The organism is Streptomyces humi (assembly GCF_001005085.2).
Lineage (GTDB): Bacteria > Actinomycetota > Actinomycetes > Streptomycetales > Streptomycetaceae > Streptomyces > Streptomyces humi.
This window is the reverse complement of the sequence record NZ_LBMU02000005.1, coordinates 1-18,314: the sequence shown is the minus strand read 5'-3', so window position 1 is coordinate 18,314 and position 18,314 is coordinate 1. Positions and strand designations below refer to the sequence as shown.

The window sequence follows — 18,314 nt, the reverse complement described above, 5'->3', positions numbered from 1 at the left end:
CGGCCGGCCGGTTCGGATTCAGCTGCCGGCCCGGACCGCCCTCGCCTCGCGGGCGGCCCGGGACTTGCGGAGGTCGCCGGTGACGTTGATCCGCTTCAGCCAGCGGTCGGTCCCGTCGTGGCGGGCCTTGAAGGGCTTGCGGCCGTGGACGACACGGAAGTTGTCGAGGAAGCAGAAGTCGCCGCTTTCGAGGACGACGTCGAACATCACCTCGTCCATCGCCTTCACCAGGGCGTCCAGCGCGAGGCGTGCCTCGTCGTCCTCGTCGCCGACGCTCATGAAGTACGGGTCGGCCCTGAGGTAGGGCTGTTCCGGGTCGCCGAAGAGGACGGCCACCCGGTCCGGATCCGTCTGCATCCGCTCGATGGTGTCGAACGCCCCTGCGGTGGGGCGGGAGTTGTTCTTGCCGAGGTGGGACTCGTCGGGGAGGATGACGAACCGCTCCTGGAAGAGGACGTCCCGCAGGTCGTCCGGCAGCCGCAGCGCGTCGGCGTACCCGACGGTCGTCGCGGCCCGGTAGGGGTTCCTGAGGCAGGCGAAGGACAGGAAGTCGCCGCGCAGCGGATGGAAGGCGTCCTCGGTGTGCCAGGTGAGCAACGCCTCGCTGCTGGAGCCGAGTTGCTCGTGCTCGTGGCCCTGGATGGGCACGATGTCGTGGATCATCCGGCCGTCCTGCTGGGTGGCCCAGCAGAACGGATCGCCGAGCAGGGAGCTGTACAGCATCAGCAGCAGTTCCTCCCGGTGGGCCGGGGAGGGCGCGGGCCGGTCGCGCCAGTGGGACGGGGTCGGCCCGAGCCGCGCGTGGTCGACGCGGTAGCCGGAGATGCACAGCACGCCCGAGAGCTGTTCCAGGCGGAAGGCGTTGAGGTGGAGGCGGATCCTGTCGGGGAGTTCGTGGGCGAGCAGGGTGGCCCGGTGCAGGGCGTCCTCGGTGTCGAGGGTGGCGAAGGCGTCCTCGCACTCGTCGAGGAGTTCGCCGACCGCGCTGATCTCCACCGGGTCGAGTTCCAGCCTGTCCATTCTGGTGTTCCTCTCCATACCTTGGTCGGGCGAATTTCCGGATACGCCGTCGAGAAGTTCTCTCCGGCCCGTTGAGAAGGTGCCGCCGACGAGGTGACCCGTTCTCGGGCACCGTCGGTCGCGATCCTTCGACATCGACATCCGCACAAAATCCGATTGCTGTGTGCTCTGCGCTGCCGTAGCGAACGCTGCTTCGCACTCCTCACCGGGCGATGACGGGTCGTTCCGGAACATCGCCGGTCAAAGCAGGAGCTGGCTATTTCAGGAATTCCTGGTAGATCCTTCCCGCCACCGCCACATCGTGCAGGGACATGCCGAAGGGATTGACGACGATGCGGTCGGTGGCGGACGTGCGGCCGGCCGTGGTTCCGCCGACGAGGTCGCACAGTTCCGCGGTGACCTCGACGGCGGGCCGCTTCCGCGGGCCGTCAGGGGAGCCCCTGTGATCCGGGGCGTCCGGGGCGTCCGGGGTTCGGTGGCGCGGCGGCGGCAGGACGTCGCCGGCGCGGTGCATCCGGCCGAGGATGCGGGTGGTGTCGGCCGCCACCAGGCTCCAGTCGTCCACGACGACCTGGTCCGCGGCGGCCAGCGCGTCGGGGGTGAGGTCGTCGAGCGACACGTTGACGGCGACGGCCCCCTCGGCGATCCAGTCGGCCGCGATGTAGCCGCTGGTCGTGGTGGTCACGGGGATGATCAGCTCCGCCTCGCGCACCGCCTGCTCGGCGTCGGCGGCGACGTCGAAGGCGACCGTGCGGTAGGTGTCGCCGAGGCGTTCGGCGAGCCGGGCGGCGCGTTCGGGGACCCGGTCGTGGATCCGTACCCGCCGGACCGAGGACCATCTGCGCAGCGCCAGGTTCAGGTGGGCCTCGGCCAGCGCGCCGGCTCCGACGACGGCGACGGTCCGCGCGGGCGCCGCCCACAGCAGTTCGGTGGCGAGCACGCTGACCGCCGCGGTGCGCCCGGCGGAGATGTGGGCCGCGTCCAGGGCGCACACCGGCCGGGCGGTGGTGAGGTCGAAGAGGAGGATCAGGCCGCCGGCCCGGGCCAGCCCGCGGTCGGGATTGCCCAGGCTCGCATTGATGATCTTCGTACCGGCGATCCGCCGCCCGTCGATCTCCACCAGTCCGGGCATGTTGAGGCTGCGGCAGGACTCGCCCTCGTCGTTGGTCCAGCGCAGGCAGCTCTCCTCGGGCAGCACGGTGCGGCCCGCCGCGTGCGCGAGGAACACCTCGCGCACGGTGCCGACGACATCGACCTTCTCCAGGAGGGCCGCCACGTCCGCGTCGGTCAGTTGCAGCATGGTGCGGGCCACTCGAGGTACGTCGTCTCTCGCACGGTCACGGAAACCCCCTGCCGGAGCGCGGGCGGGAAAAGCAGAACGGTGGGAGAACGAAGGAATCGCGGAAACCGGCGCGCCCGGCGGAATTCCACCGGCCGGGCCCACGGCTCGTCCTCACCGCACAGCACTATGACCCGATGTCCGGCAGGCGATCAATATTCCGTCGTACCGACGCGCACGTTCAACTGCGGCCCCGCGCAGGTTGAACATACGGCGTTCAAGCACGGCCGCAGAGGCCGGGCGGTACTTCCTTGACATGTCACGCGCGGCATTGTGAGCATGCCGCGGGGCGCGGACTGTCCGAAGTTCCGCGGGCCGATCCGGAAATGGCCGAAGTACGACGTGACGTTCACCTGAATCCCGCGATCGGGGCCGCCGTTGATCGGTACGGTGGGCCGAGGGATTCACCTCTGGTGCCGGGCGGTGCCGTCTCGCCCCGCCCGCTTCGAGCCGAGTGACAGGAAGTGACGCATGGCCGAGTCCTCCGGCATCGCCGGACCTCGTACCCGCCGTAACGTCATGGCGGGGGTGGGAGCCGCCGGCGTCGCGGCCGCACTGACCGCGTGCGGCACCAAGGAGAAGGAGAGAGGGCCGGACCTGGGCACCGGGCAGGACGGATCATCCCCGTCACAGAGCGGTGAACCGTCCGCCGGTACCTCCGGTGGCGGCGGTACGGAACTGGGCAAGGCGTCCGACGTCCCCGTGGGCGGGGGGCTGGTCGACCAGGCCGCGAAGGTGGTCGTCACCCAGCCGACCGAGGGCGAGTTCAAGGCGTTCTCGGCGGTCTGCACACACCAGGGCTGCACCGTCTCCGCGGTGGAGGACGGCGCGATCGTGTGCCCCTGCCACAAGAGCCGGTTCGCCATCGCGGACGGCAAGGTCATCTCAGGCCCGGCGACCCGCCCCCTGCCGTCGACGGCCGTGACCGTCACCGACGGAACCATCAGACTGACCTGACCTCGCGGCTCACCCCCGTGAGCCGCGGCACCCCTTCGCGAACGCCCGCCTACGACGGTCGAATTGCCGGCACGTCACGTGGAGTCACGGGTGAAACCGCCACCGGCCTTCCGTGACGACATCCACCTGGCCGTCCCTGACTCGGACAGCCGTGTCGTCGTCGATGAAGTAGATCGGGAAGTCCGCCCGCGCGACGATGCGATCGACCCACGCGTCGTCCCGCTCGGGGAAGTGCGGCGAGTACAGGTGAGGCTTGAGATACCAGTCGAACAGGCCGAACGGCGGCTCCACGGTCGTCGCGCCGAGCACATGGAGGTCGGCGGCGTCCCCGATCACGTCGGCGGAGTGCTCGGTGAGATGACGGCTGAAGATCATCGAGCCGGCACTCACCCCCACGTAGACCCGGCTCTCCAGTGCCTCCAGGAAACCGTCGGCCAGGCCGTTGCCGGTGATGCTGCGCGCGAGGTGGTAGTGGCTACCGCCCTCGACGTAGACGACGTCGGCGTGGCGCAGCCGGTCGAGCACCAGCTGCCGGGGCAGGCCGTTCAGCTCCAGGACGTCGAACTCCCGCCAGCCCAGGCCGTACAGCCGGTTCAGGTCCTCGACGAACCATCCGTGGTCCCCCGGCTCGGCCACCGACGCCGTGGGGACGTACACGACGTTCGCCGACTCGAACGGCTTTCCCAGCATGTCCCGAAGGGCGTCCCGCAGTGTCGGGTTACGCAAGCCGCTCGCCGTCAACAAAAAGTTCATCGGGCGAGATAAGCACGGTCGGCGGGCCCGCGCAACGACCCCGGGATCCCCCGGCACCGTCACGGCACTGCGGCAGCACGAACACGCCCCTTCGCTGGTCACCGCCAGGGCTGTCCGCGCGCGTGTCTCGTCGACCGAGGGGTCTCCTCCCCGTCAGTTTGGTGTCGTCAGCGAGCCGGGAAGGACCAGAAGTGCGGGATTGGACCTGCCCCCTCCCGGCTGCCGCTCCATGGTCAACCGCGAGGCCCCTGTCCCCGATAGGGCCTAACAGTCCCTTCCCTGACGGCGGATAGGGCCGAACGGCCCTTCTTCACACCGCTGAACGCCGACCGCTTTGCCAAGTCATGACGAGTACAAAAGGATCTCTAGAGGCGTTGGGGAACCGTCGCATCCGTAGCTCCCTGTGTGCGGGATCCGAAGAACCGGATCAGGAGACACGGTGCTCGTTTCGCAAAAGGCAGCGGGAACTCTCTTCCTGGGTGGTGCGATCAGCCTCACCCTCGGCTCGCTCCTCTACCCCTCCATGCTAGGAGTTCAGAAGGTCAACAGCGCGTCCGCGCGGGTCGTCGCCGCACCGGCGACCGGGCCGCTGACGGAAGCCGACCGCGATTTCGTGGTCCAGGTGCGCTCGGCCGGACTGTGGGAGTACCCCGCCGGCCAGACGGCGGCGAAGAAGGGGACGGCGAAGGCCGTCAGGAAGGCCGGGGAGCAACTGGTCGACGGGGACGCCGCGTTGGACGCTGCCTGTCGCGACGTCGCCGGACAGCTGGGCATCACACTGCCCAACCGGCCGTCGCCTCAGCAGCAGGGCTTCGAATCCCGGCTGAAAGCGGAGAGCGGCAAGCAGTTCGACACCGACCTGGCGACCACCGTGCGAGCGGCCAACGGCCAGTTCCTCACCACGATCGCCGGCGTCCGCACCACCACGAGGAACTCGCTGGTCCGTGCTCTGGCCGACCAGGCCAACGACACGGTGCTGGACCACATCACAGCCGTGGAGGAGACCGGCCTGGTCGACTTCGGCCAGGTCCTCGCCCGGGAAACCGCTTCGCCCGGCCTTCCGGCCCAGGACCTGACCCCACCGCCCGCGATCGCGGGCCAGCCCCAGGTGATCCTCACTCCACCGGCCGACAGCACGGTGTCGCCGAGTCCGACGGCGGGGTGAGCGGACGCATCGCCACGACGATGCGTCGCGTCGTCGCCCGGTCGGCAGACCGCCTTCGGTCAGGGCGGCCTGCCGAACGGGCGATGCTCGGCGGATGACCTCAGGGTGAGGTCGTGCGGGCGGACGGTGCCGAACATGGCGTGGTGGCAGCCGGGGCACCCGCGACCGGGCACTCTCCGGGACTCTGGTTGCCGTACCGGGCCAGCAGGTACTGTCGGGCTCCCGGCCAGCCACACCGGCGGTTGCCACGTCCAGAGAGCGATACCCGTGACCAGCCAGCGATCGACGACCCTGTGGCGTCCCACCGGCCCCGAGGAACTGGCGCTGGTACGGGAGTTGAACTGGCGCGCCTGGCCACCGCGGCTGCCGGAACAACCGATCTTCTACCCGGTCCTCGACGAGGACTACGCCGTCAGGATCGCGCGGGACTGGAACGTCAAGCATGACGGTGCCGGCTTCGTCACCCGGTTCGAGGTCGAAGCGGAGTTCTTGCGCAGGTATCCGGTCCAGCAGGCGGGCGGGCAGACGATCCTGGAGCTGTGGGTGCCGGCCGAGGAACTGGACGAGTTCAACGCACACATCATCGGCCCGATCCAGGTGGTGCACGAGTTTCACTGAACCGGCATCGGCCGCTGGCGGACACGCCCGTTCCCCGCGCTGAGCCCACGCCGCCTCGGTGGGTTTCGAAGCGACCGCGCGCTCGCCGGCTCGGAACCTTCACGGGCCGGCCTTCAGGCGTAGTGGTGGGCAAGACCGGTGGCGAGGTCGCGGAGGTGAGCCCTGGCTTCGGTGGGGGCGTGCACCGTGACGGCACTCCCGAACGGCAGGAGTGCTCGCACGTCCTCCAGACGCAGGAAGCGGATCGTCACCTTGTGGCCGGCGGTGGGTTCTTCATGGTCGTCACGGTCGTCCCGGACGAGTCGTAGGCCAAAGATCCGTCGCGCTCGCTCGATCTGGGTCTGGTCGATGGTGGCGCTGACCTCTATCGCGTGGTGGTGTTCCCACTGAGCGGTGAGCGCCGCGGCGACGGTGGCCAGGGTCTGGCTCTCGCGGATCCGTCGTGGCTGGTCGACTTCCTTCCACGTCGTGATCCGTTCGAGTCGGTACATCCGCGGCACTCGGGCACAGTCGGCGACGAGGTACCAGATGCCGGCCTTGGCGAACAGTCCGTAGGGATCCACGACCACGTCGCGTGGGCTTGACTCGCGTGGGCTGTCGTACTCGATCCGTAGCCGGCGGCCTCGCCGCACCGCGCCGATCAGCGAAGCGGGCGTCGGGCCGGAAACTGGTGCCTGACGCCAGGGACGGCTGTCCACGTGCACTACGTCGGTGAGCGGCAGGAGCTCATCAGCTCGACGCGGCTGTGCGGCGGCGACCTTGGCGAGCGCGCGCCGGCTTTCGGCCGATGCGTCGAGCTCCGCGCGTTGCTGCTCATCCAGCCCGGTGAGCGCCAGATGATCACGCTCGCCCGGTGTGAGTCGCGTGAGGTCGGGTCCGGACCCGGGCAGCATGGTCACGCCTCCGAGGCGGCCCCGGTGTGCGATCACCGGCAGACCGGCGTCGCGGAGCCAGTTCAGGTCTCGGGTGACGGTTCGAAGGGACACCCCGAGCGCTGAGGCGAGTTCCTGTGTGGTCACGGCATCCCTCGATGTGAGGAGCAGCATCAGGGTGAAGAAGCGGTCCGGGGTCACCCACCGATTTTTTCAGGAACTGCGACACGATACGGCGCATATCCCGGTCAGGCTGGCGGATGCGTACCTACCACCTGTGGGAAGGAACAACCATGACCACCACATCGGTCGTGTCCGTCGTCTACGTGAACGACGCTCCCGCCGCCGCCCGTTTCTACGGCGGCCTCCTCGGCATGAGCCCCTCGTTCGAGACTCCGGGATACATCACCTTCGACCTCGGGCCAGGTGCTGACCTCGGCCTGTGGTCCGGCCAGTTCGAGCATCTGGCACCGGACGTCCCGCGCACCGGTGAGCTCTGCCTGGCCATCGACGGTGGCCCCGACGAGCTCAACGCGACCTTCGAACAGTGGAAGTCCAAGGGGGTCACCATCCTGCGCGAGCCTCATGACGCGGGGTTCGGGCTGACCTTCCTCGCAGCCGATCCTGACGGGAACCGTATCCGCGTCGCACCGCAGGACTGAACGGCGCGTAGCGTGGCGAGGTACGACGGTGTCGCCGGCTGCCTACGCCCATGAGGGGTGGGAGCCGCATACGCACAGTCAGCCGCGATCGTGCGCCGGCACGGGCTCGGTGGGCGCATCCACCTCCCGGAGTTCGGCGAGGAGGACGTTCTGTCCGTCGAGGAGTTCGGTGAGGATACGGCGCGCCGCGCGCAGTAGGTCGGCGACGTCGCCGCCGGCCAGGGCGTAGCGGACGGTGGATCCCTCCCGCGTGGACACCACGATGCCGGACCGGCGCAGAACGGCCAGTTGCTGCGAGAGGCTGGACGGCTCGATCTCGATGTCGGCGAGCAGGTCCCGTACGGGAACGGGCCCGTGCTGGAGCAGCTCCAGAACCCTGATCCGCACAGGATGCCCGAGCATGCGGAAGAACTCTGCCTTGGCTTGGTAGAGGGGGACTTTCATGACCGTTCGCTCTCTGCCGGGTCGGGCGGGGTGGGATCTCCGGCGAGCGCGGCGGTGCCCTGCGGCACCGCCGCGTTGGCCGTGTACGGCCGATCCTGGCCGCTCAGGGACTTGTGCAGGCATGAATTGGGATCATGCTGATGTGGTCACTTGAAGAAGTCTTCACATCATGGGCGCACAAGGTTCCGGACCTCGGAGCGCTTCTACACCTCGAGTTGTTCCTCGACCCGCTTGAGCTGGTGACGGGCCATGGCCAGGTTCGAGCGTTCCTTGTCGAGGACCAGATACAGGAACAGGCCGTTCCCGCTGCGGCCGGTGATGAGACGGATGAGGTGATACTGCCTCTCCAGCGTGATCAGGATGTCCTCGATCCGGCTCTTCAGACCCAGCTCCCCCATCGTGCGCACCTTGGCGCGGATCACATCCGTGTTCCCCGCCGCGGCGACGGTCAGGTCGAGATCCTTGCTCCCGCCCAGCGTCCCCAGAGCCATGCCGCTGGTGTAGTCGACCACGGCCGCCCCCAGCGCCCCCTCGGTCCCGGCCATCATTTCCTTCAGTGACACTTCCACGCTCGCCATAGCAGCGCCTCCCCTTCGGGTGTCGGTTCGGGAAAGGACCGTAGGGCCGGGGATCCGACGCCGGTGTGACGTTTCCGGGTCTGACGGATACTGACCGGGTGATACCGGCTCGTCAGCCGTTCTGGTTCGTTTTCGCCCGCCTGCCGTCGAGACCCAGTCGCTCGGTCCACAGGCCGGTCCGGGTGGTCCGGGGGTGACCGGATACAGTGCGCGATACGGCAGTCTGGTCAGGGAGGGTAAGCGTGACCGACACCAGTGACATCCGGCCCGCCGAGGGTGAGACACAGGCGCCACGGCCGAGTCGGCTGCACCGACTGATGCGCTACATCCCCCTCGTCGCTCCGGTCCTGCTGTGGGCCGTGCCCTGCTGGGTGCTCCTGTTCACGGGCCAGCACTGGCCGCTGCCCGTCACGCTCGTCGGCACCACGCTGTTCGCCCTCGGTCTCGTCGGTATGCCGCTCGCGATGGTGCGCGGTCACGGCCGGCGCCAGCAGGACGGTGCCGCGATCGTCGGAGACACCCTGCTGGGCACCAGTTGGGTCCTGTTCACCTGGTCCGTGCTGCTCGGCGTTCTGTTGCGGCTCGCCCTCACCGTGGCCGGCGCCGGGGCGAGCCAGGACCGGGCTCGGATCGTCACGTGGGCGGTGCTCGCCGTCAGCGCCGTCCTGCTCGCCTGGGGCTGCGCCGAGGCCCGGCGGGTGCCGCGCGTGCGTCGGCTCGACGTGCGGCTCCCCCGGCTGGGTGCGGGGTTGGACGGCCTCCGGGTCGTCCTCATCACCGACACCCACTACGGCCCGCTCGATCGTGCCCGCTGGTCGGCACGGGTGTGCGAGACGGTGAACGCCCTGGAGGCCGACCTCGTCTGCCACACCGGTGACATCGCGGACGGCACGGCCGAACGCCGCCGCGCCCAGGCCCTCCCGCTCGGTACCGTGCGCGCCACCCGGGCGCGTGTGTACGTCACCGGCAACCACGAGTACTACAGCGAGGCCCAGGGCTGGGTCGACCTGATGGACGAGCTGGGCTGGGAGCCGTTGCGCAACCGCCATCTGCTGCTCGAACGCGGCGGCGACACCCTCGTGGTCGCCGGCGTCGACGACGTCACCGCCGAGTCCTCCGGCCTGGCGGGCCACCGTGCCCATCTCGCCGGAGCCCTGCACGGCGCCGACCCCGACCTGCCCGTCCTGCTCCTGGCGCACCAGCCCAAGTTCGTCGACCGGGCGGCGGCCGACGGCATCGACCTCCAGTTGTCCGGCCACACCCACGGCGGGCAGATCTGGCCCTTCCATCACCTGGTCCGGATCGACCAGCCCGCTGTCGCCGGTCTCAGCCGCCACGGCGCCCGCACCCTTCTCTACACCAGCCGCGGCACCGGCTTCTGGGGCCCGCCGTTCCGGATCTTCGCCCCCAGCGAGATCACCCTGCTCGTGCTCCGCTCCCCGCACCAGGCCACCTCGGCGTAGCCGGGGCGCGGCGCGCGCTTTCCCGGCACCCCCGGAAGGACTCATGCCTGTCGGGGGTGAACCGTCACTCCAGCACGGCCCACGACGTCCAGCGGTACCACGGCTTCGTGGCCAGGGCTCGGCAGAGGCCACCGGCACAAGGCTCGGCAGAGGCCACCGGGAGGGCTCGGCCGAGGCCACCCGCACAAGGCTCGGCGGCCGTCTCGCGCGGGCTCGATCCCAGGTGGCCGCGGCCGCGCTGCTGGTGCGCGGTGCGCGGTGTTCGCAATCCCCCGGAGGGGTGAACGCCTCCCTGATCGAACGAGTTTGACCCCGACCGGCCAGAGCCCGCACGCCCGGCACCCGGCATGGGAACTCGCGTTCGCCCCGTCCCGTGCGATCGGCCCGTGACGCGACCCGTGCCAGCGCGTTTCCAGAGCATCAGGGCCACGTCGACGCCAGCTGGAGGACACGCCATGCGCCCCACCCCCGCCCCCTTGCAGCAGCCTCCGGGATTCGAACAGCGACCCGGCGTGCCCAGGCACGACGTTGACGGCAGGCCCGGTGCCGTACGTACGGCGGACGCGGGGTGGGGCGGGCGGCATGAGTGAGCCCACCGAGGCGCCGGCCGACAGTGTGCCCGGACCGCGCACCGCTGCCGAGCCGCGGATGCGGTACGTCGACCTGACCGGCAGCCGTGAGGCAGCCGGCCGTTCGATCCGGATGCGGGACATGGCCCGGCGCCTCCCGCAGTTGGTGCGCCGCTCGCTGGCTCTGGCCTGGCGTGTCGACCGCCGGGCGACCGCCGGACTGCTGCTGTGCCAGACCGTCACCGGTGTGACCCAGGCCCTCGGCCTGATCGCCATCTCCGGCACCCTGACGGCCCTATTGCGCAGCGGAGACGTCTACCACCGGCTCCTCCAGGCATGGCCCTCCGTCGCCCTGCTCGCCGGCGCCGCGGGCGTGCGCGCGCTGCTCGGAATCACCGTCAACTGGCTGTCGTCCCGGCTCGGCCCGCTGATGTCGAGGGAAGCCGAGCAGATGCTCATCGACGGCTGCGCCGGGGTCGAGCTGTGCGCGTACGACGACCCCGACTTCAACCGCGACCGGGAAGCCGCCGACCGCGGAGCACAGGTCACGGGCGACCTGATCAACGAGGGCCAGGACCTGATCGCCTCGGGCGCCGGCTTCCTCGCGGGGGCGCTCGTCCTGGCCGGGGTGCACCGGGTCCTCCTCCCCCTCCTCGTCGCGGCCAGCCTGCCGCAGGCCCTGGCCCAGGTCAGCGCCGCCCGGGTGCGTTACCTGGCGAACCTGCGCAGCAACGGCGACAACCGGATGCTGTCGGTGCTGCGCTGGCACATCTACACCAAGGACGCCGCGGACCAGATCCGCGCCGGAACCATGGCCGGGTTCCTGTCCGGCCGCTACCGGCAGACGGTGGCCCGGATCAACCGCGAGGACCGGGCCGCGGCCGACAAGGGCGCCCGGATGTCCCTGGTCGGCGCCCTGTGCGGAGGGCTGGGGTCGGCGGTGGTGTGGGCGGCGGTCGTGTGGCTGCTCGCGACCGGCCGTATCACCGTCGGGCGTGCCGGTACGGCCGTCTTCGCGCTACAGACGGTGGGCACGTCGATCCGCGGCCTGGTCTCCGTCGGGGCGCGTGCCGTGCGTACGGGGTTGTACATGGACGACTGGACCGGCTTCCTGGACAAGGCCGGCGGCTTCCGGATGCGCCGGGGCCCGCACCACCCCGAACCGCCGCGGACCATCGAGGTCAAGTCGGTCACCCACCGGTACGCCGGCAAGGACCGTGACGCGCTGTCCGAGGTCTCGCTCACCTTGCGCCGTGGCGAGGTCACCGCGCTGGTCGGCTTCAACGGCTCGGGCAAGTCGACCCTGTCGAAGCTGGTCAGCGGTCTCTACCTGCCCACGGACGGTCAGGTGCTGTGGGACGGGGTTCCGACCGGCGACGCCGATCCGCAGGCGCTGTGGCGGCAGGTGGCCCTCGTGCCGCAGGACTACGCGCACTGGCCGCTGACCGTGCGCGAGAACGTGACCCAGGGACAGCCCACGGAACGTGGCGACGCGGCGGTGCGAGAGGCGTGCGAGGCGGCGGACGCCGACGAGGTCGTGGTCAGACTCCGGTCCGGCCTGGACACGCTCCTGGCCCGCGAGTGGCTGAACGGGGAGGAGCTCAGCGGCGGACAGTGGCAACGCATCGCTCTGGCGCGGGCGTTCTTCCGGCAGGCCGGTCTGCTGGTCCTCGACGAACCGACGGCCAACCTGGATCCCCGCGCCGAGTACCGCATCTTCCAGCGGCTGCGGAACCTCGCCCGGGACCGGGCCGTACTGCTGGTGACCCACCGGATCACCAACGTCGCCGTCGCCGACCGCGTCGTGGTCCTCGACGAAGGCAGGATCGTCCAGGAGGGCACCTACGCTCAACTCCGCGGACAGCCCGGCTTGTTCCAGCAGTTGCTGTCCTACCAGATCACGTCCGGGTCGGACGGCGAGCGCCGCGGGACCCCCGCGTGAGCGACCGCCCCCGGCGCCACGTCGAGACGTCTCAGCCGTTGACCGGCCCAGCCGATCTTCCTCCGCAGCTCAGGGGGTACGACGGTGGGGACAGCCCCATGGGTCGACGGGGGTCCGGCCCCCCAGGGAACCTGCGGCTGACCGGCTGGTTCCGGTGTCGCGGTCGTAGCGAGACTCGGCTGCATGACGACTTCCTCAGCCGCCTCGACCACCACCGCACCGTCCTCCGCGCACCCCCGCAGAACCCGCCCAGACACCGGCAGCGACTTCGCCCGGCTGTCCCAGCGCATCGACGAGGCGGGCCTGCTGCGGCGGCGCTCCGGCTACTACGCGGTGCGGCTCACCCTCGTGACCGGGCTGCTCGCGGGGGGCTGGGCGGCCTTCCTCGCGTTGGGCGACACCTGGTGGCAGCTGGCCGTCGCCTTCGTCATGGCTCTGGTCTTCGGCCAGGTCGCGCTGGTGGCACACGACCTGGCGCATCGGCAGGTGTTCCGGCAGCGCCGCCCGAGCGCGGCCTGGGGCCGGCTCTTCGGGAATCTCGGCATCGGCATGAGCTACGGCTGGTGGATGAACAAGCACACTCGCCACCACGCCAACCCCAACCATGAGCAGCTGGACCCCGATGTCGCCCCCGACATCCTGGTGTGGTCCACGGAGCAGGCCCGCGACAGCAAGGGTCTGGCCCGCTTCATCGGCGGCCACCAGGCGTTCCTGTTCTTCCCGCTGCTGACCCTGGAAGGCTTCAACCTGCATGTGGCGAGCGTCCGGGCGGTCCTGTCACCGTCCATGAAGAACCGCCGGCTGGAGGGCGGCCTGCTCCTGCTGCACCTGGCCGCCTACCTGTCCGTGCTCTTCGTGGTCCTCTCCCCCGGCAAGGCGATCGCGTTCCTCGTCGTGCACCAGTGCCTCTTCGGTGTGTATCTCGGCAGCGTCTTCGCCCCGAACCACAAGGGCATGCCCACCTTCAGCGGCGACGACCGGCCCGACTTCCTGCGTCGGCAGGTGCTCACGTCCCGCAACGTGCGTGGCGGCCGGCTCACCGACCTCATGCTCGGCGGACTCAACTACCAGATCGAGCACCACCTGTTCCCGAGCATGCCCTCGCCTCATCTGCGGCGGGCGCAGGTCGTCGTACGCGCGTACTGCGAGGAGATCGGCGTGCCGTACCACGAGACGGGGCTGATCCAGTCCTACCGCGAGGCTCTCACGCACCTGCACCGGGTGGGGGAGCCGATCAGGCGGCGGCGAAGGGCATCCTGACCGCTCGCGGGCGGAACCCGTCGGGTGGGGAAGGCCGGCCGCGGGGATCCGGCACCGGCGCCGAAGGCCGTGCCCGCCCTGCTCACGGTGTCAGCACGATCCTGCCGAACACCTTCCCCGCGTCCATCTCCCGATGGGCCGGCACCGCCTGCTCCAGCGGCAGCACCGCGTGCACGACCGTGCGCAGGTCCCCGCGCACGGCGTCGGCGAACTGGGACGACCGCACGGCCTGCCGGTCGGGGCCGGGCACGGTGTCGGAGCTGAGAGTGGCGAACGACAGCGATCTGCGGAAGCCGTCCATCAGCCGCATACCGAAGTCAGCCGGCGGCTGTCCACCGACCACGCCGACGGCCACGTACCGCCCGTTGGCGTTCAACCTGTCCAGGAAACGCGGCACTTGGGGTCCCCCTACGACATCGATCACCACGTCGAAGCCCGCCGGTGCGTCCGGCACGTCCGGTGCGACTCCGCCGGAGCGGTCGAGGACGTGGGTCGCGCCCAGGTCCCGCAGGCGGGCGCCGCGCTCCGCCGACGACGTGGTGACCGCCACCGCGCTCGCACCGGTCCTGGCGGCGAGCTGGACCGCGGTGATCCCGATACTGCCCGCCGCACCGCGCACGAGCACCGTCTCACCGGGCGCGAGACGGGCCCGGTCCAGGGCGAAGTGGGCAACCACTCCGGAGCCGCCGAGGGCCACCGCGTCGGCGCCGGTCAGGTCGTCGGGCAGGGCCAGGACGTCCTCGACCGCCGCGACGGCCTGCTCGGCGTACCCTCCGGACAGGCCGGTGAACGCCCACACCCGGCGCCCCGTCCACGAGGCATCCACCCCCTCTCCCACCGCGGTGACCCGGCCCGCGACCTCGCTGCCGAGGAGGTGGCCCTCCCGGAAGCCGTAGGCGGCGAGCGCGCCCCGGCGGATCACGGCGTCCACGCCGCCCACCCCGATCGCCTCCGTGGCGATCCGCACCTGCCCCGGGGCGGGAACGGGCACCGGCACATCGGCGACCTCCAGACCAGTGGGGTCTCCGAACGTCCTGATCACGACGGCTTTCATGGCTCTGCTCCTGAGGAAGGCGGCGGGACCGGACGCCCACACCGTCTTCGGACCGTAACGGACGCCCCCGTCCGTCTGGCTAAAGTGAGAAACGATGACTGCCGATCTGCCTCGGACCATGCGCTCCGACGCCCGCGACAACCGGGGCCGCATCCTGGACGCCGCTCGCACGGTGTTCGGCGAAGCGGGCCTGAGCGCGCCCATGCGCGAAGTCGCCCGGCACGCGGACGTCGGCCCCGCCACGCTGTACCGGCACTTCCCCACCAAGCAGGTCCTGGTCGCGGAGACCTTCGCCGAGCAGCGGCGGGCCTGCCAGGCCGCCGTCCGTGACGCTCTCGCCGACCCCGACGCATGGCACGGGTTCCGGAGCCTGATCGAGCGCATCTGCGAACTCCACGCGCACAGCCGAGGGTTCGCCGACGCCTTCATGACGGCCTTCCCCGAGGCCATGGACTTCACCGCCGACCGGGAGCGGACGCTGCGGGCGGTCGGAGAACTGGCCCGCCGCGCCCAGGAGTCCGGCCGGCTGCGCTCCGACTTCGTCATCGACGACCTGGTCCTCATGCTCATGGCCCACCGGGGCCTCCAGGACACACCCCGTGCCGCCCGGATCACGGCCTCCCGCCGCTTCGCGTCCTATGTGATCGAGGCGTTCCGCGCCGCACCGGGAACGGAGACGCCGGACGGAGACGCCCACCCGACTGCTAGGGTGCGCCGATGTCAGTGATCAAGAAGTTCCAAGTCACCTTTGACTGTGCGGAACCCGAGCGCCTGGCTCGGTTCTGGTGCCAGGTGCTGGGGTACGTCGTGCCGCCACCACCGGAGACCTTCGCCACCTGGGACGAGTTCTGGGATTCGCAGCCACCGGAGCAGCGGGATTCATGGTTCGCGTGTGTGGACCCCACAGGTGTGGGCCCACGGCTGTACTTCCAGCGTGTTCCCGAGGGGAAGGCCGTCAAGAACCGGGTGCATCTCGATGTGCGGGTCGGCACCGGACTGGTGGGCGAGGAGCGGCTCGCCGCACTGGAGGCCGAGTGCGCGCGACTGGTGCCGCTCGGTGCCGTACACGTGCGGACGCTCTACGACGGCAACGACGCGTGCATACCGATGCTGGACATCGAGGGCAACGAGTTCTGCGTCGACTGAGCATCCGGCTCGTACCGGCCGCCCGTGATGGTCACCGGTTCTTCGTACGCCGCTATAGCGAACGGAATGCCCGCTATACCGTAGAAATGCGGTATGTGGCAATATGCCATGTGTGGCTTTTGGTGCCGCAGGCAGGCGAGAGGAGTGCATCATGATCGCCAAGCTGCTCGGCCGGCTGTCCTTCACCCGCCACTACGGTGCGTACGGGGTCCACGAATGGGATGCGTACGCCGGCGACCACTAGGACTGACCACACCGCTGGCGGGCACCTGAGGGCGCCCGCCAGTCCCGAGCCGCGCTACCGGCGATATCGGCCTGGACGGGTACGCGAACCAGGGACGGTCTCATGGGCCGAAGCAACGAGCCGCCGCGGTTGCCCGACGGCAGCTTCGCCGCCTGGAGCCGCGACCGGCTGGCGATGGCGCGGCGTGGCGCTGACGAGTGCGGGGACGTCTGGCAGCTGGAGCCGGGCGTCTACGTGGCCGCCGCGGCCGGGCCGTGCGAGGCGGTGCTGCGCCGCGCGCAGGACTTCCCCAAGGCACCGTCGCCCCTCTTCCCGCCGTTGCGGCGGTCGAGCGGAGCACCGACGGCAGAGGAGCGTGCGCGCGCCCACGCCTCCCGCATGCGTGGACTGCGCGCGCAGGCGGTCGCGGCGCGGGTCGGTGAGGTCGCGTGCGGCACCGCTCGATTCGCCGACCAGTTGCCCACGGGCCAGGACGTCGAGATCCTGCCCGTCGTTCGGCACACTCTGGCAGAGGTCGGCGTGGGCTGTCTCTTCTCCGCGGACGCTCCCGCCCTGCTGCCGTACGCCGCGCGGCTCTTCCTGGCCCGGGAGGTGCTCGTGCGCCCGTCGCGCTGGGTGTGGCCGCGCTGGGTGCCCACGCCCGCACGGCGGTTCCGCACCCGGCAGCAGATCGCCTTCACCGAGGCTCTGCGGCCCGTCGTCCGCCGGCGTCGTTCGCCGGGCCCGCTCGGTGACGACATGCTCGGCCAGATGCTCCGCCCCTCCCCCCGCTACGGTCCGCTGCCGGAGGAGGCAGTACTCGACACGCTCCCCGGAATCACCGTCGCCACCTTCGAAACCCCTACCCGGGCAGCCGGATGGATCCTGCTCCAGCTGGCCCGGGACCCCCAGGCCGCGGACCGCGTGGCGACCGAAGCGGCCTCGCTGCCCGTGGACCCGGCCGATACGACCAGCGCCCACCTCGGAGGCCTGGCGTACACCCAGGCACTGGTGAGCGAGGTGCTCCGGCTGTACCCCCCGAGCTGGCTGCTGACGCGGCGCGCCGCGCGGCGGACCGAGCTCGCCGGCTACACCATCGACGCCGGTTCCACCGTTCTCGTCTGCCCCTACACCGCCCACCGCGACGCACGGGAGTATGCCGAGCCCGACCGGTTCCGGCCCGAGCGCTGGCTCGACGGTCCGGCATCACCGGCGGAACCCGGGGCGTTCCTCTCGTTCGGTACCGGGCCGCACGGCTGCGAGGGCTCCGCACTGGCCATGACGATGCTGACGCTCCTGACCGCGCAGACCGCCCGCCGCCTCCACTTGAGCGAACCGCCCGGCCCGGATCCCAGCCACCGGGTCACCACCCTCGAAGGCCTCGCACCGGCCGGCCTGCGCCTGCGGGCCACCTCGCGCGGCTGACGAGGGTCACGCGTGTCTCGTGTCGAACTCGTCCGCGAGCATGCCCATCATGACCAGGTCGTGGTGCCGGCCGGCGAAGAAGACGTGTTCCCGCAAGCGTCCCTCCTCGGTGAAACCGAGCCTGCGGAACAGCCGCAGCGACGGCTCGTTGTGGGCGAGGACCGCCGCCAGGCATTTGTGATAGCGGCGCTCGGCGAACATGAAGCGCGACAGCAGTACCACGGCTTCCGTCGCGTAGCCCCTGCGCCGGTGGTCGGCGCCGATCATGACGTCGAGCTCGAACCAGCCGGAACGCCGGCCGGTGCGATGTGAGCCGACGGTGCCGACCAGCTCCCCCCTGGCCGTCGCCTCGACCCCCAACCGGAAGCAGTCGTCCTCGCACTCGGCAAGGGCCTGCTCCTTCGCCCACGCCCGGCAGCTCTCGGCGGAGCGCGGCAGATCCAGCCGGCTTCCCCGCCGGTCTTCCTCGTCCGCGAAGCGCATGAACGCTGTCCAGTCGTCCGGCTCGACAGCGCGAAGGCGTACCCGATGACCAGTCCAGGACGATTCCATGCCCCATTGGAACACCCCGGGGTGCGCAGCCCCATGGGAACACCCCGAGGTGGCACGACACGGCGAGGCGCACCGAGACCGGGGCTCTGACCTGCGGTCATCCGGGCGATCAGCGCTCGACTCGCCGGTATCGGTGTCGCTGTTACGCTGATTTTCTGACGGCATTCAGGCACCGACGGCCTGAGGAAGCGCTGATGTACGACCCGAACTCCGACGACGAGGTCCAGCGTGAACGGGTGTCGCGCGACGGCCGGATCGTGGTCGTCGGGGCG

18 protein-coding genes are annotated in these 18,314 nt (G+C 70.4%); 10 read left to right on the top strand and 8 right to left on the bottom strand.

Going from position 1 to position 18,314, the window contains the following annotated elements:
• Positions 1-18 precede the first annotated feature (18 nt).
• Positions 19-1,020 carry a guanitoxin biosynthesis L-enduracididine beta-hydroxylase GntD gene (gntD, locus tag AAW13_RS02335; RefSeq protein WP_046729923.1) on the bottom strand — a complete coding sequence of 334 codons (1,002 nt, stop codon included), beginning with the start codon at positions 1,018-1,020 and terminating at the stop codon, positions 19-21.
• Positions 1,021-1,276: 256 nt separating this feature from the next.
• Entirely contained in the window at positions 1,277-2,332 is a 1,056-nt protein-coding gene (locus AAW13_RS02330) for an ornithine cyclodeaminase family protein (protein ID WP_052768573.1), read from the bottom strand.
• Positions 2,333-2,830: 498 nt separating this feature from the next.
• Here AAW13_RS02330 and AAW13_RS02325 point away from each other — a divergent pair, with 498 nt between their 5' ends.
• The gene (locus AAW13_RS02325) at positions 2,831-3,316 is read left to right on the top strand and encodes a Rieske (2Fe-2S) protein (RefSeq protein ID WP_071659397.1); all 486 of its coding nucleotides are present in this window, start codon (positions 2,831-2,833) and stop codon (positions 3,314-3,316) included.
• An 84-nt stretch (positions 3,317-3,400) separates the two neighbouring features.
• Here the strand turns inward: AAW13_RS02325 and AAW13_RS02320 are convergent, their stop codons facing one another.
• The gene (locus AAW13_RS02320) at positions 3,401-4,069 is read right to left on the bottom strand and encodes a Type 1 glutamine amidotransferase-like domain-containing protein (protein ID WP_046730793.1); all 669 of its coding nucleotides are present in this window, start codon (positions 4,067-4,069) and stop codon (positions 3,401-3,403) included.
• A gap of 475 nt (positions 4,070-4,544) precedes the next feature.
• Here AAW13_RS02320 and AAW13_RS02315 point away from each other — a divergent pair, with 475 nt between their 5' ends.
• Both AAW13_RS02315 and AAW13_RS02310 read left to right on the top strand, forming a co-directional pair.
• Positions 4,545-5,234: a DUF4142 domain-containing protein gene (locus tag AAW13_RS02315; RefSeq protein WP_046730796.1), complete on the top strand. Its 690-nt coding sequence runs from the start codon at positions 4,545-4,547 to the stop codon at positions 5,232-5,234.
• 261 nt (positions 5,235-5,495) lie between these two features.
• Positions 5,496-5,852, top strand: coding sequence for a hypothetical protein (locus AAW13_RS02310; protein WP_046730795.1), 357 nt, complete (start codon positions 5,496-5,498; stop codon positions 5,850-5,852).
• A gap of 113 nt (positions 5,853-5,965) precedes the next feature.
• Here AAW13_RS02310 and AAW13_RS02305 read toward each other — a convergent pair whose 3' ends face one another.
• Complete coding sequence (locus AAW13_RS02305; protein ID WP_046730792.1) at positions 5,966-6,925, bottom strand: helix-turn-helix transcriptional regulator; 960 nt, start codon at positions 6,923-6,925, stop codon at positions 5,966-5,968.
• 92 nt (positions 6,926-7,017) lie between these two features.
• Between AAW13_RS02305 and AAW13_RS02300 the strand changes: the two genes are divergently transcribed.
• Entirely contained in the window at positions 7,018-7,386 is a 369-nt protein-coding gene (locus AAW13_RS02300) for a VOC family protein (RefSeq protein ID WP_046730791.1), read from the top strand.
• Positions 7,387-7,464: 78 nt separating this feature from the next.
• On the opposite strand, the gene AAW13_RS02295 is transcribed toward AAW13_RS02300, so the two are convergent.
• On the bottom strand, positions 7,465-7,830 hold the full coding sequence (locus AAW13_RS02295; protein ID WP_071659396.1) for an ArsR/SmtB family transcription factor: 366 nt from the start codon (positions 7,828-7,830) through the stop codon (positions 7,465-7,467).
• 203 nt (positions 7,831-8,033) lie between these two features.
• Positions 8,034-8,408 (bottom strand): roadblock/LC7 domain-containing protein, encoded by a 375-nt coding sequence (locus AAW13_RS02290; RefSeq protein ID WP_046734610.1) that lies wholly within the window; start codon positions 8,406-8,408, stop codon positions 8,034-8,036.
• Between the two features lie 242 nt (positions 8,409-8,650).
• Between AAW13_RS02290 and AAW13_RS02285 the strand changes: the two genes are divergently transcribed.
• From AAW13_RS02285 to AAW13_RS02275, 3 genes are all read left to right on the top strand, one after another.
• Positions 8,651-9,871: a metallophosphoesterase gene (locus AAW13_RS02285; protein ID WP_071659395.1), complete on the top strand. Its 1,221-nt coding sequence runs from the start codon at positions 8,651-8,653 to the stop codon at positions 9,869-9,871.
• A gap of 648 nt (positions 9,872-10,519) precedes the next feature.
• On the top strand, positions 10,520-12,382 hold the full coding sequence (locus AAW13_RS02280) for an ABC transporter ATP-binding protein (RefSeq protein WP_046732602.1): 1,863 nt from the start codon (positions 10,520-10,522) through the stop codon (positions 12,380-12,382).
• A gap of 183 nt (positions 12,383-12,565) precedes the next feature.
• On the top strand, positions 12,566-13,642 hold the full coding sequence (locus AAW13_RS02275) for a fatty acid desaturase family protein (protein WP_046732600.1): 1,077 nt from the start codon (positions 12,566-12,568) through the stop codon (positions 13,640-13,642).
• An 82-nt stretch (positions 13,643-13,724) separates the two neighbouring features.
• Here the strand turns inward: AAW13_RS02275 and AAW13_RS02270 are convergent, their stop codons facing one another.
• Positions 13,725-14,696 (bottom strand): zinc-dependent alcohol dehydrogenase family protein, encoded by a 972-nt coding sequence (locus AAW13_RS02270; protein WP_046732601.1) that lies wholly within the window; start codon positions 14,694-14,696, stop codon positions 13,725-13,727.
• Between the two features lie 94 nt (positions 14,697-14,790).
• Between AAW13_RS02270 and AAW13_RS02265 the strand changes: the two genes are divergently transcribed.
• From AAW13_RS02265 to AAW13_RS02255, 3 genes are all read left to right on the top strand, one after another.
• A complete protein-coding gene (locus tag AAW13_RS02265; protein WP_206306131.1) occupies positions 14,791-15,423 on the top strand; it encodes a TetR/AcrR family transcriptional regulator in 633 nt (210 codons plus the stop codon).
• Entirely contained in the window at positions 15,414-15,842 is a 429-nt protein-coding gene (locus tag AAW13_RS02260) for a VOC family protein (RefSeq protein ID WP_046733636.1), read from the top strand. Before AAW13_RS02265 ends, AAW13_RS02260 begins: the two co-directional genes overlap by 10 nt.
• A 346-nt stretch (positions 15,843-16,188) precedes the next feature.
• On the top strand, positions 16,189-17,490 hold the full coding sequence (locus AAW13_RS02255) for a cytochrome P450 (RefSeq protein WP_240528505.1): 1,302 nt from the start codon (positions 16,189-16,191) through the stop codon (positions 17,488-17,490).
• Positions 17,491-17,496: 6 nt separating this feature from the next.
• On the opposite strand, the gene AAW13_RS02250 is transcribed toward AAW13_RS02255, so the two are convergent.
• Entirely contained in the window at positions 17,497-18,042 is a 546-nt protein-coding gene (locus AAW13_RS02250; protein ID WP_046733637.1) for a GNAT family N-acetyltransferase, read from the bottom strand.
• Positions 18,043-18,314: the final 272 nt, after the last annotated feature.